This is a genomic window from Lachnoclostridium sp. An138 (assembly GCF_002160765.1).
GTDB lineage: Bacteria > Bacillota > Clostridia > Lachnospirales > Lachnospiraceae > Laedolimicola > Laedolimicola faecalis.
On the sequence record NZ_NFLF01000008.1, the window covers coordinates 91,265 to 103,723 of the forward strand.

Here is a 12,459-nt window from a genome sequence, read left to right on the forward strand (position 1 = left end):
TTGAAGAAAAAGGTTCTGATAGGCTATGTAATTGCGGCAGTGGTAGCTCTGCTTGCTTTTGAATATGCATTCTGGACCAATGGTTTCAGGTATCTGGAACATCACAGTGAGAGAAGCTATCTGACACAGACGGAGCTTCTGAAGGATTTGTTTCTGGCGGAAGATGTAGCCGGCCAGAGTGCGGAACAGAGCGGTGGGAACGCTTTCGAACAGTTTGCGGACAGTTATGCGGAAAAATACGGCATCCGCATTACTGTAATTGATAAAGAAGGAAACGTACTGGGAGAATCCCGCGGAGCCGGAGAACTGATGGATAATCATCTGGATCGGGAAGAGGTGCAGAAGGCCCTTCAGGGAGACAGCAACAGCATTATCCGGCGTTCAGATACTTTTGATGTGGATTACTGTTATTGCGCTGTTCCGGTGGAAAGCGGAAATTTTCAGGGCGTTATCCGTACAGCGATTCCGCTGCAGGAGCTGCAGGACATGGATGATGAGTTTGTAAGATCTACGCTTATGGCGGTAGTAATCCTGGCAGCGCTGATCTTTTTCCTTGGCATGTATTTCCGAAAATATGTGCTTGCCATGAAAAAGGTAGAAAATATGCGCCGGGAATTTGTCTCCAATGTGACCCATGAGCTTAAAACGCCCCTGACTTCCATCAAGGGATTTGTGGAGACGCTGAAGGCGGGAGCTATCGAAGATCCCAAAATCGCCCATAAATTTCTGGATATCATTGAGATTGAATCGGACCGCCTGAGCAATCTGATCAGCGACACCCTGCTTCTCTCTGAAATAGAGAGCAAAAAGGACACAAAGCGGGAGCCTTGTGATGTAAACGCGGTAATTACAGAAGTGGTTGAACTCCTTCAGCCAAAGGTGAAGGAGCATGTGCGTCTGATCTTTCATCCGGATTCGTCAGTCTGCCCTTACAGCTGCAACCGTGACCGATTGAAACAGCTCCTGATCAATCTGGTGGACAATGGACTGAAGGCCACAGAATTCGGAGCGGTGACGATCACCTGCAGGAGTACCGTCAGCCAGCTGGTAATAGAAGTTTCGGATACGGGCATCGGCATGGAGGAGGAACAGCTTGACCGTATCTTTGAGCGGTTTTACCGGGTAGACAAGGGCAGATCAAAGGCTCAGGGAGGAACCGGTCTGGGACTTTCGATTGTAAAGCACATTGTGGAACTGTACAACGGAACGATTGAAGTGGCGAGCAAGCCCGGCGTAGGTACGGAATTTACAGTGAAACTGCCTTATTGAAAGGGAAGGAAATAGGTTATGGCGAAAAAAGTAATACTGACAATCGATGATGAAGAACATATTCTGGATTTGCTTGAGTACAATCTGGAAAAAGGCGGATATGAGGTGCTGCGGGCGGAGACAGGAGAAAAGGGCCTTGCAATCATGAAAACCATGCAGGTGGATCTGGTGCTCCTGGATTATATGCTGCCTGGAATAGATGGAATTGAGGTCCTGAAAACCATGCGCTCAGACCCGGCGCTTACAGCTATGCCCGTGATTATGCTGACTGCTAAGGGCGAGGAGATTGATAAAGTTCTCGGCCTGGAAATGGGAGCGGACGACTATCTGAGCAAGCCCTTCGGAATCCGTGAGCTTCTGGCAAGAGTCAAGGCTCTGCTGCGCCGGAGCTCCCTGGAAAAGATAGAATCCCAGCCAGAGGACAAAATTCTGGTAGGTGATTTGATGATCAATAACACGGCCCGGGAAGTGACTGTAGACGGGAATCCCATTACGCTCTCTCTGAAAGAGTTTGAGCTTCTCTATCTGCTGGCCAGCCACCGCAACCGTGTATTTACCCGGGAGCAGCTTCTGGAGCTGATCTGGGGATATGAATACTCCGGAGAAACCCGTACGGTGGATGTACATGTGAGAAATCTCCGGAAGAAGATTGAGAAAGATCCGGATCATCCCCAGTACATCCAGACGGTGAGGGGAATGGGATATAAGTTTGTGTAAAAGGGGCCCCGCAGTTTCCATATCCGGTGTTCGGACGTCTCACGGACATCCATATGCTTCCGGACGGACTAAAAAGCAGTCCGTCTGAATCATACAGATGTCCGCGAGAAGCCGGACACTTGGATAATGGAAAGCTGCGGGGTATTTTACACTGGAGCGGAGAAAGCTGTGGGGGAGCACACAGAAGCAGTACATAATAGGAAGGATTGTCTGTTTATGAAGGTGCTGAGAAGCGTGCGGGATATTCTGGCGGGGCTGGTGATTCTGTACGCTTCCGAGATTTTGGGAATGATGGGGGCGTTACTGGTACGCCTGCTTTTTGGAAACACCGTGGCCGGGACGATAGTATATCTTCTGTGCAGCACCGGTGTTTATCTTATTGCTATATATGTTTTGACAGGTACATATATGAAACGGGTCCTGGGCATGCCCAGAAGGGAAGGGATGCCCGGATGCAAAGCAGATACTTTGGTAACCTGGGGAGTGACGACGATATGTCTTCAGGGAGTGATTCTAGTGCTGAGGGTAGTATTGGTCCCCGGAAACTGGAGATTGCTTCCGCAGAATGAGATACCGTTTGCATTGCTACGGGCGCTGATTGACTTTGGAATCGGGGCAGGAATTGCAGAAGAAATGATTTTCAGAGGAGTCCTGTTCAAATACTTTGAAGATCGATATGGGAGAACGGCCGCTGTTCTGATTCCGGGCATTGTCTTTGCACTGCTGCACATTATGAACAGGCAGGAGCCTGCAGAAATGCTTCTGACAGTGCTTTATATCTTCGCCCTTGCTCTGCTTTTGGGCCTGATACGGAGCAGAACCGGAAGCTTTTGGCCCTGTGCGGCGGCCCACGGAATATGGAATTTTATCTATACAGGCTACATATCAATGGGAACAGCCGGTGAGAATTCCCCAATTCTGTATTACGAGATCGCCTCTGGAAATTATCTAATCATTCCGATTATTATCATTGCATTATTTTGTGCAGGATACGCGACAGTTTGCAGAAACAGACAGAAGAAATAACAGGAATATCAGATATGGCTTAGATATAGTCCATATATAGACCTCCTACCGCTAGCGATTGGAGGAGAAAATCTGAAATGTAAAAAACCTCTGCGGTTTTCTATTATCTCAGTGTCCCGGCTTCTCGCGAACGGCTGTATGATTCAGGCGGACTGTTTTTTAGTCCGTCCGGAAGCATACAGCTGTACGTGAGACGTCCGAACACGAGATATAGAAAATTGCAGAGGTCTCTTAAAATTCACATTTTCTCAGGTGTTCTTCAGCACCACCAGCTCTACATAATTGCCCACATGCTCGCAGGCGTCGGCGCAGTCTTCCATATAATCAAAGATTTCGCGCCAGGAGATAATGTCGATGACGTCGGCGCAGTGCTGCCGGATATTCAGGGTGGCTTCCAGGTACAGGACGTCGCACTCCTCCTCGATCTGATTCAGCTTGATGACCATCTCATGGAGCTTGGCGGGTTTTTTGAAATTGATGAACTCTTCCATGATTCCCTTCAGGAGCTCGCAGCAGTTCATGAGCTTTTCAGCAAAGGTGATGGCGTCCGGAATGATTTTCTGAATCTGGTCCACATAAAAGCGCTGCAGCACTTCCTCCAGCTTGTCCAGCACCTCGTCGATGCTCTGGCTGATCATGGCCAGATCTTCCCGGTCTACCGGGGTGACAAAGGCCTTGGCGAGCATGGCTGACATTTCATGGTGCTTGTCATCGCCCTGGTGCTCGAACTCATGCATGGTATCCAGCATGGCTTTGATGTTGTCCAGATTGAAGTTGTTCAGGCATTCTACAAGGTATTTGGAAGCCTGGCAGGTGTAGTCGGAGGCTTCGATAAAATTTTCAAAATACTGACGATCTGCTTTGTTTGCCATTGTTTCTCCCTTTCATTTTAAAAAATATGATTTCACTTATCACTTATTCCCGCGGACAGCGCGGGATGTTTCGTTGACTTCACAATTTAAAACAGCCACATAAAGAGCTTTGTCATCAGAAAGCCGATAAAACCGCAGCCCGGGAAGGTCAGAATCCAGGTCAGCCCCATGTCCTTTACCACTCCGAAATTAATGGCGGACAGACGCTTTACGGCGCCCACGCCCATGATGGCTGTGGTCTTTGCGTGGGTGGTAGATACCGGGATGCCGAATACAGAGCTGAAAAGCAGCGAAAGAGAAGCCGCGATATCAGCGGAAAAGCCCTGGTATTTCTCCAGTTTTACCATATCCATGCCTACGGATTTGATGATTTTTTTGCCGCCGATGGATGTTCCCAGACCCATGACGACAGAGCAGAGCAGCATCAGCCAGATGGGCATCTGCACGGCGATTTCGGTACCCGGGCTGCTTCCGTTTACAAGAAGCAGGCACAGCAGGATAACGCCCATGAATTTCTGTCCATCCTGCGCTCCGTGCATGAAGCTCATACAGGCGGCGCCAAAGATCTGAGCTCCCCGGAAAAAGCCTTCCGTCTTCTGGCGTTCCACGTTCCGGAAAATCAGAACCACGCATTTGCAGATGAAAAAGCCCAGGGCAAAGCCCATAACTACAGAGATGACCAGACCATAGATGACTTTGATCCATTCGCTTCCGTTGACGCCTTCCAGTCCGCCGTGCAGAGCAATGGCTCCTCCGGTCAGGCCCGCGATCAGCGCATGGCTTTCACTTGTAGGAATTCCGAAATACCAGGCAAGAACGGCCCATACGACGATGGCGAAGAGGGCGGCGCTTAAAGCGACGATGGCCTCATGGGAATTGGTACCGAAGTCCACCATCTTTGTGATGGTCTCGGCTACGGTAGCGTTCAGTATACTCATGAGGAAAACGCCCAGAAAGTTGAAGACTGCGGCCATAAGAATAGCGGCTCTCACAGGCATGCACCGGGTCACCACGCAGGTGGCGATTGCGTTCGGCGCGTCCGTCCATCCATTGACGAGAATAACGCCAAGCGTGAGCAGGACCGCTATCAGCAGCAGGGGATTGGATGTCACCTGTGCAAGAAAGTATTCCATAGATAAGTCCATAACGACCTCCGAAAAATATAGAAAAATAAAAAGACTTCCCTCTATATAAGAAGCTCGAGGGCTCCCCGGACGACAGAAATAAGCAGGAACCGTCACCCGGCGACATTCCTATTATAGCATAGTGGGACAGGGGAAATCAACAAATACATAACGATTACTTTACATAAGCTTAACCTAAATGTGCTTTTAGACTTAACATTTGAAATTTAAGATAAAAAAGCAGGGCAGGAAAGAAAGCCCTGAGGAAGAAAACGAAGAACAGGCCCACAAGGACACGGGCCAGAAGGAGAAGAAATTATGAAAAAGAAAGTAGTAAGCATTTTAACAGCTGTTACTCTGTGCGCTGCTATGCTGGCAGGCTGCGGCGGATCTAATGATGCAGCGACGACTGAGACAACTGAGACAACTGAAACAACCGAGACTGCAGACACAGCTGAGACTGAGGAGACTGCAGACGCGGCTGAGACAGCAAGTGATTTTGATACTTCTGCAGCAATTTCCGTATATTCCCGTGAGGATGGCTCCGGAACCAGAGGCGCTTTCATCGAGCTGATGGGAATCGAGCAGGAGGATGAGTCCGGCGAGAAGGTTGATATGACTACTCCGGACGCTACCATTACCAACAACACTTCCGTTATGATGACCGGCGTAGCCGGAGATCCGTACGCTATCGGCTATGTATCTCTTGGTTCCATGAATGAGACGGTAAAGGCTCTGACCATCGACGGCGTGGCTCCCTCTGTGGAGACCGTAAAGGACGGTACATACGCGGTAGCAAGACCGTTCAACATCGCTACCAAGGGTACTCCGGACGAGACCACGCAGGATTTCATCAACTACATCCTGAGCGCTGAGGGACAGGCAATCGTAAGCGAGGAAGGCTACATCACCATCGACGACGCGGCTCCGGCATTCGAGGGCGGCAGCGTATCCGGCGACATCGTAGTTGCTGGTTCCTCTTCCGTATCTCCGGTAATGGAGAAGCTGGCTGAGGCTTATATGGCTCTGAACGGCGATGTAAACATTGAGATTCAGACCACAGACTCCACCTCCGGAATGACCTCCGCTATCGACGGAACCTGCCAGATTGGAATGGCTTCCCGTGAGCTGAAGGAAGAGGAGACTGCAGAGCTGACCGGAACCCAGATTGCGCTGGATGGTATCGCTGTAATCGTAAACAACGAGAACCCGATTGAGGGACTGACCTCCGAGCAGGTACAGAGCATCTACACAGGAGCAACGACGACCTGGGCTGACGTTCAGTAATTACAGGAGTAAGACAGATGAGTAAAGTGATGGAAAGCCAGGAACCCGGAACTAGAACAGGAAAGGCTTTCAGCGGTCACTGGAAAGAAAAAGGAATGCAGGCGGTGTTTTTTATAGCCGCCTGCACCTCTATCTTAGCGGTAGCCCTGATTTGCATTTTCCTGTTTGCAAACGGACTTCCTGCTATAGCGGAAATCGGGCCTCTTGATTTCCTTCTGGGTAAAACCTGGAGGCCTGCCAATGATTTATATGGAATCTTTCCCTTTATCCTGGGAAGTATTTATGTGACGGCCGGAGCGATCGTCATCGGAGTTCCCATAGGAATTCTGACCTCCATCTTCATGGCGGAGTACTGCCCGGCGAAGATTTACCGGCCCTTAAAGGCCGCCACCGAGCTTCTGGCCGGAATTCCTTCCGTCGTATACGGTTTCTTCGGTATGCTGGTTCTGGTTCCTTTTATCCGTGAGACTACGGGCAGCAAGGGAAACGTCATGCTGACTGCCTGCATTCTGCTGGGAATCATGATTCTGCCGACGATCATCGGAACGACAGAGTCTGCCCTCAGAAGCGTTACGAGAACCTACTATGAAGGAGCCCTCGCCCTGGGAGCGACCAAGGAACGGACGATTTTCACCGTCATGCTTCCCGCGGCCAAGTCCGGCGTGCTGACCGGAGTGGTTTTGGGAATCGGGCGCGCAATCGGCGAGACCATGGCGGTCATCATGATTGCCGGCAACCAGACGGCGATGCCGACCAGCCTCTTAAAGGGCGTGCGTACCCTGACCGCGAATATCGTGCTGGAGATGGGCTACGCCACAGGGCTTCACAGAGAGGCGCTGATTGCTACAGCCGTGGTGCTCTTTGTGTTCATCCTGATTATCAACTTAAGCGTATCATTATTGAGGAGGGGACAAAATGCAGGCGATTAACAGACAGAGCGCAGGCGACAAACTGCGCGCCTACTTCAAGCATCCAGGCTCCCTGATTTTGTTCCTTCTGGTGATGCTGGCAGCCCTCATTACCTTTGCGGTGCTTGTGTTCCTGATTGCGTATATCCTGGTGAGAGGCGTCCCCTATCTGACGCCGTCCCTGTTTGCGCTGGAATATAATTCAGACAACGTATCTCTGATGCCTGCGGTGGTCAATACGCTGCTGATGATTCTGATGTCCCTCCTGCTGGCGGTGCCCTTTGGAATCTTTGCGGCTATTTACCTGGTAGAATACGCGAAGAAGGGAAATAAGCTGGTCAGCGTGGTTCGCGTGACGGCGGAGACGCTTTCTGGTATTCCTTCTATCGTATACGGCCTGTTCGGTATGCTGTTCTTTGTGACGACCCTGAAATGGAGCTACTCCATGCTGTCAGGCGCCTTTACCCTGGCTATCATGATTCTGCCGCTGATTATGCGTACTACGGAGGAAGCCCTGCTGGCGGTGCCGGATTCTTACCGGGAAGGAAGCTTCGGACTGGGAGCCGGAAAGCTGCGCACCGTGTTCCGCATCGTGCTTCCCAGCGCGATACCGGGAATCCTGGCGGGCGTCATCCTGGGCATCGGCCGTATCGTGGGCGAGACGGCGGCTCTGATGTACACCTCCGGTACCGTAGCCAAATATGCCGGGCCGATGGATTCCGGCCGTACCCTGGCGCTTCATATGTACGTGCTGACAAGCGAAGCCCTTCATGTAAACGAGGCCTCCGCCACAGCCGTGGTACTGCTGGTGGTCGTCATCGGAATCAACGCGCTTTCCAGCTTTGTAGCGAAGAAATTAAGACAAAAGACAGGAGCCTGAGAAGGAACATCTCATGCACTGCAGGACAGATGGGAGTAAAATAGAATGAGTATCATGCAAATCGAGAATCTGGATCTGTTTTACGGAGATTTTCAGGCTCTCAAAAACATAAATATGGAAATACAGGCCAATGAGATTACGGCCTTTATCGGACCTTCCGGCTGCGGTAAGTCCACATTCTTAAAGACTCTGAACCGGATGAATGATCTGGTTGAGGGCTGCAGAATCACCGGAAAGGTGACGCTGGAAGGGCAGGACATCTACAATGGCATGGATGTGAACCTTTTGAGAAAACGGGTAGGTATGGTGTTCCAGAAGCCGAACCCCTTCCCTATGAGCATTTATGACAATATTGCCTATGGACCGAGAACCCATGGTATCCGCAGCAAGGCGAAGCTGGATGACATCGTAGAGAAATCCCTCCGCAACGCGGCTATCTGGGATGAAACAAAGGATCGTCTGAAGACCAGCGCCCTGGGCATGTCAGGCGGACAGCAGCAGAGACTCTGTATCGCGAGAGCCCTTGCGGTACAGCCGGACATCCTGCTGATGGATGAGCCGACCTCTGCTCTTGACCCGATTTCAACTTCCAAGATCGAAGATCTTTGCATGGAGCTGAAAAAGGATTATACTATTATTATCGTTACGCATAACATGCAGCAGGCAGCGCGTATTTCTGACAAGACTGCATTCTTCCTTCTGGGTGAAGTCATCGAGATGGGCGAGACCGATCAGATCTTCTCCATGCCGAAGGATGAGCGTACAGAAAACTATATCTCAGGAAGGTTTGGTTGATAATAAAATGAGAGATTATTATGAAGAGCAGCTCACGAAGCTGCACACACAGATGATTGCCATGGGAAGCCTTTGTGAGAAGGCCATTGCCGACGCGACCAGGTCTCTGACAGACGGTGATATTGAACTGGCGAAGGAAGTTATGAACGGAGATGCCAAGATTAATCAGCAGGAGCGGGATATCGAGGCCATGTGCATTAAGCTTCTGCTCCACCAGCAGCCGGTGGCGGGCGACCTGCGCCGGGTGTCTGCGGCGCTCAAGATGGTGACAGATATGGAGCGTGTGGGAGACCAGGCGGCGGATATTGCCGAGATCGTGGTTCAGATGAACGAGAAGCTTCCGGATCAGTTCCTGCATATCTGCAAGATGGGCACTGTGGCCATGAAAATGGTTAATGACAGTGTCAATGCCTATGTGGACATGAAGCTGGATCTGGCGAGAGAGGTCATCAAGAGCGATGATGAGGTAGATGAGCTGTTCCTGAAAGTGCGCGGCGAGATTCTGGACGCTATCCGGGAAGACAGCAGCAGAGGCGAGGAGCTTCTGGATCTGTTCATGATCACCAAGTATTATGAGCGTATCGGAGATCATGCGACCAACATCGCAGAGTGGGTGGAGTATGCCATCACCGGCGAGAGATCCGAAGAGAACTAGAGGACGGTATAGACTGTTTATACTTCAAAATTAGTAAAAACAGGTGTTTTTCTTCATAAAATATTAAAAAGTAGCTGTTATACTTACAATCAGTAGAACGGCTGCTTTTTTTGTGCGATACGCCAGGCAGCCGCTGTCAGGCAGAAGGAGGCGTGGAGCTGTATGAGAGAAAGAAGACGGGGATTTCTGGCGTTACTGCTTGCGGTGCTGTTGACAGCCGGGGCCGGCTGCGGCTCTGCGGGGGGAGACAGGGCGCAGAATGCGGAGACGGCAGAAAAAAGCGTACAGGCAGGCCAGAAGGAAGACAGCGGCACGGATGAGACAGCGCAGGCAGAAGGAACCCTGGAAGAGCAGGAACGGCCGGTTCTGAATGAGCGGGAGACTCCGGCAGGAGAGGTGGAAGGAATCACGATCCGAATCTACCACAGCGATGATGCAGCGGAAAATATCTGCGTCAATACGGCTATGACAGAAGAGATTACCCCGGAAATTCTGATCATGAATCTGGCCTCTTACGGAATGCTGCCAGATACGGTGACGGTAAAAAGCTTTTCTGAAGGAACGGAGACGGCAAAGGACGGCACTGTGACGGATAAACGGCTGACGCTGAACCTGTCAGAGGATTTCGGCACCTGGCTGTCTTCCATGGGAACCTCCGAAGAGACGATGGTGATGGGCAGCCTGGTCAACACCTTCCTGGATGCCTACGACGCCTCTGCCATAAAAGTGACGGTGGATGGCGCTGTTCTGGAGACAGGACATCAGGTCTATGACGGCTGGCTGGAGCTTTACAGTTATGTACAGGCTTCCTATTCCGTGTCGGAAGGTCTGCTTCAGGAGGGCGCGGTGACCTTTTCCTATCCTCAGATTCAGGACTGCTCCAATACAGAGCTTCAGGAGAAATGGAACAGTATAATGGAAAAAAAGGCGGAAGAGATGGCGGAAGGTCTGGCGGAAGGCAGTTCCCTTCAGGGCGCTTTTGATGTCAAAACCATGAATGACGAGCTTCTTTCCATTCTGGTGTCCGGAGAGATTTCAGCGGCTGGAGCGGCATATCCCTCCCGGTTCCAGTATACCTACAATATAGATATGAAGACCGGTGAAAATATCCGCCTGGCCCATCACGTGAATGTAAATCAGGTTGCGGAAGATATGATGAATGGGAAGAACTATACGGTGAGCGGTGAACTGGCCTCAGAGTTTCAGGAGCGTCTGACGGTTCTCTATGGAGACGCAGAGCAGCTGGCCGCGGCGCTCAGAGGCTTCGATTTTGGAAAAGGACAGAATGAGCATCCGGCCGGGTATTCCTATCAGGAGGATGGCCAGACCTGGCTGTGCATGGAAGTGCCTCATGTGCTGGGCGATTTTGTAAATATAGAACTTGGCTGAAAAATCTGAATATTTATAAAAATAAGCACAATTAATGCAGAAAAAATAGAAAGAGAAAATAAAAGCAGATTTAATAAAAATTTTTTCAAAAAAGTGTTGACAAATAAGAAAGGGGTGACTATAATATAATCAAAGATAAGAGATAGGAAAAAGAAAGAAACAACACCACATCATCTTAAAAGAATATAATTAATTATATTTAATATAGATTATGAGGTGAATCTAAGAAAGAGAGGTACGGTCCAACCAAAACTTAACGAGTTACCCTATAATCTAAGAAAAGGAGGTACAGTCCACCGAAGACGTAAAGGTGATCTTCTGATATTACTTAAGAAACAGGTGTAAAACACATCTGAATCAAAAGAAATATGAACGGAGATCAGGGTAAAAAGAAAATGTTCGATGAGAATCGGCAGAAGAACAAAGAAGAAGCCGGAAAAGAAGAAAAGAAGAAGAACAATTAACCGGAAAAGAAAAGCTTTATAAGAAAAGACAAAAAAAGCCGAGAACAGAAGAAGTCGAACAAAAGAAGTCAATGGGACTTCAGAAAATTGAAAAGAACAAAAAACAGAATAGGAAAAGAGAGGTATAAGTCCAATGGACAGCATAGTATGACAGCGGGTGTCAATGAATGAAAGTAATTGATGCCCGCTGATTTTATGTCCGAAAAAAGGAATGCGCTGCTGTCCGGACGCGTTCAGCCATTCGCCGGCTGAGAGCTCAGCAAAGATTTGTCAGCATTCGGAGCGGGAGAAGCAGATTTGCTTGAATAATTTCTGCGCACAGGCTAAAATAGAGAGAGACTAAGCGAAAAGGAGGATATTCCTTGAATCATTTTGTAGAGCTTAGGGGGGTAAAGAAGATATACCACATGGGCGAAGTGGACATTCCGGCCGTGGATGGTATTGATTTTGAAATTGAAAAAGGAGAATTTGTGGTAATTGTCGGGCCCAGCGGCGCAGGAAAGACGACGGTGCTGAATATTCTGGGAGGCATGGACACCTGTACGGAAGGCGAGGTATGGGTGGATGGAAGAGATGTGGGAAAGCTTCGCGGGAAGCAGCTGACGGCTTACCGGAGAGATGATATCGGTTTTGTGTTCCAGTTTTATAATCTGGTTCAGAACCTGACAGCTCTGGAAAATGTGGAGCTGGCCCTTCAGATCTGCAAAGATCCCCTGGATGCCAGGCAGGTGCTGGAAGAAGTGGGACTGGGGCACAGGACGGATAATTTTCCGGCACAGCTTTCCGGAGGAGAGCAGCAGCGTGTGGCCATCGCCCGCGCGCTTGCGAAAAATCCCAAACTTCTGCTCTGCGATGAGCCTACAGGCGCGCTGGATTACAGTACCGGCAAGGCAATTCTGAAGCTTCTGCAGGACACCTGCAGGGAGCGTGGAATGACGGTGATTGTCATTACGCATAACTCAGCGATTGCGCCTATGGCGGATCGGATTATCAAAATCCGGAACGGGCGTGTCAGCCAGATGAAACTGAATGAACATCCGGTGTCTGTGGAGACAATCGAGTGGTAACGGGCA

12 protein-coding genes are annotated in these 12,459 nt (G+C 49.9%); 10 read left to right on the forward strand and 2 right to left on the reverse strand.

Annotation, left to right across the window (positions count from 1 at the left end; genetic code table 11):
* The 3 genes from B5E82_RS08725 to B5E82_RS08735 all read left to right on the forward strand — a co-directional run bounded on the left by B5E82_RS08725 (nucleotide 1) and on the right by B5E82_RS08735 (nucleotide 3,012).
* A complete protein-coding gene (locus B5E82_RS08725; protein WP_087307179.1) occupies nucleotides 1–1,269 on the forward strand; it encodes a sensor histidine kinase in 1,269 nt (422 codons plus the stop codon).
* Nucleotides 1,270–1,287: 18 nt separating this feature from the next.
* Nucleotides 1,288–1,986 (forward strand): response regulator transcription factor, encoded by a 699-nt coding sequence (locus tag B5E82_RS08730; RefSeq protein ID WP_087307180.1) that lies wholly within the window; start codon nucleotides 1,288–1,290, stop codon nucleotides 1,984–1,986.
* A gap of 216 nt (nucleotides 1,987–2,202) precedes the next feature.
* Nucleotides 2,203–3,012, forward strand: a complete 810-nt coding sequence (locus tag B5E82_RS08735) for a CPBP family intramembrane glutamic endopeptidase (protein ID WP_162610744.1) — start codon at nucleotides 2,203–2,205, stop codon at nucleotides 3,010–3,012.
* A gap of 248 nt (nucleotides 3,013–3,260) precedes the next feature.
* Here the strand turns inward: B5E82_RS08735 and B5E82_RS08740 are convergent, their stop codons facing one another.
* Together B5E82_RS08740 and B5E82_RS08745 are read right to left on the reverse strand one after the other, a co-directional pair.
* A complete protein-coding gene (locus B5E82_RS08740) occupies nucleotides 3,261–3,884 on the reverse strand; it encodes a DUF47 domain-containing protein (protein ID WP_087307182.1) in 624 nt (207 codons plus the stop codon).
* Between the two features lie 86 nt (nucleotides 3,885–3,970).
* Nucleotides 3,971–5,029 carry an inorganic phosphate transporter gene (locus tag B5E82_RS08745; RefSeq protein ID WP_087307183.1) on the reverse strand — a complete coding sequence of 353 codons (1,059 nt, stop codon included), beginning with the start codon at nucleotides 5,027–5,029 and terminating at the stop codon, nucleotides 3,971–3,973.
* A gap of 297 nt (nucleotides 5,030–5,326) precedes the next feature.
* Here B5E82_RS08745 and B5E82_RS08750 point away from each other — a divergent pair, with 297 nt between their 5' ends.
* The 7 genes from B5E82_RS08750 (at nucleotide 5,327) to B5E82_RS08780 (ending at nucleotide 12,453) form a co-directional block, all read left to right on the forward strand.
* Complete coding sequence (locus B5E82_RS08750) at nucleotides 5,327–6,295, forward strand: substrate-binding domain-containing protein (RefSeq protein ID WP_206415662.1); 969 nt, start codon at nucleotides 5,327–5,329, stop codon at nucleotides 6,293–6,295.
* Nucleotides 6,296–6,324: 29 nt separating this feature from the next.
* A complete protein-coding gene (pstC, locus tag B5E82_RS08755) occupies nucleotides 6,325–7,224 on the forward strand; it encodes a phosphate ABC transporter permease subunit PstC (RefSeq protein WP_087307222.1) in 900 nt (299 codons plus the stop codon).
* Nucleotides 7,211–8,083, forward strand: a complete 873-nt coding sequence (gene pstA, locus B5E82_RS08760; RefSeq protein ID WP_087307185.1) for a phosphate ABC transporter permease PstA — start codon at nucleotides 7,211–7,213, stop codon at nucleotides 8,081–8,083. Before pstC ends, pstA begins: the two co-directional genes overlap by 14 nt.
* A gap of 45 nt (nucleotides 8,084–8,128) precedes the next feature.
* Nucleotides 8,129–8,878, forward strand: coding sequence for a phosphate ABC transporter ATP-binding protein PstB (gene pstB / locus B5E82_RS08765; RefSeq protein ID WP_087307186.1), 750 nt, complete (start codon nucleotides 8,129–8,131; stop codon nucleotides 8,876–8,878).
* A gap of 7 nt (nucleotides 8,879–8,885) precedes the next feature.
* Nucleotides 8,886–9,533, forward strand: a complete 648-nt coding sequence (gene phoU, locus B5E82_RS08770) for a phosphate signaling complex protein PhoU (RefSeq protein WP_087307187.1) — start codon at nucleotides 8,886–8,888, stop codon at nucleotides 9,531–9,533.
* A gap of 162 nt (nucleotides 9,534–9,695) precedes the next feature.
* On the forward strand, nucleotides 9,696–10,922 hold the full coding sequence (locus B5E82_RS08775) for a GerMN domain-containing protein (RefSeq protein ID WP_087307188.1): 1,227 nt from the start codon (nucleotides 9,696–9,698) through the stop codon (nucleotides 10,920–10,922).
* Between the two features lie 826 nt (nucleotides 10,923–11,748).
* Nucleotides 11,749–12,453: an ABC transporter ATP-binding protein gene (locus B5E82_RS08780; RefSeq protein ID WP_087307189.1), complete on the forward strand. Its 705-nt coding sequence runs from the start codon at nucleotides 11,749–11,751 to the stop codon at nucleotides 12,451–12,453.
* The last annotated feature ends 6 nt before the right edge of the window (nucleotides 12,454–12,459 follow it).

Excerpts from the sequence above, each read along its gene's own strand:
- B5E82_RS08730 (WP_087307180.1), top strand. The coding sequence starts at position 1,288 with ATGGCGAAAAAAGTAATACTGACAATCGATGATGAAGAACATATTCTG.
- B5E82_RS08735 (WP_162610744.1), top strand. The coding sequence starts at position 2,203 with ATGAAGGTGCTGAGAAGCGTGCGGGATATTCTGGCGGGGCTGGTGATT.
- B5E82_RS08740 (WP_087307182.1), bottom strand. The coding sequence starts at position 3,884 with ATGGCAAACAAAGCAGATCGTCAGTATTTTGAAAATTTTATCGAAGCC.
- B5E82_RS08745 (WP_087307183.1), bottom strand. The coding sequence starts at position 5,029 with ATGGACTTATCTATGGAATACTTTCTTGCACAGGTGACATCCAATCCC.
- B5E82_RS08750 (WP_206415662.1), top strand. The coding sequence starts at position 5,327 with ATGAAAAAGAAAGTAGTAAGCATTTTAACAGCTGTTACTCTGTGCGCT.
- pstC (WP_087307222.1), top strand. The coding sequence starts at position 6,325 with ATGGAAAGCCAGGAACCCGGAACTAGAACAGGAAAGGCTTTCAGCGGT.
- pstA (WP_087307185.1), top strand. The coding sequence starts at position 7,211 with ATGCAGGCGATTAACAGACAGAGCGCAGGCGACAAACTGCGCGCCTAC.
- pstB (WP_087307186.1), top strand. The coding sequence starts at position 8,129 with ATGAGTATCATGCAAATCGAGAATCTGGATCTGTTTTACGGAGATTTT.
- phoU (WP_087307187.1), top strand. The coding sequence starts at position 8,886 with ATGAGAGATTATTATGAAGAGCAGCTCACGAAGCTGCACACACAGATG.
- B5E82_RS08775 (WP_087307188.1), top strand. The coding sequence starts at position 9,696 with ATGAGAGAAAGAAGACGGGGATTTCTGGCGTTACTGCTTGCGGTGCTG.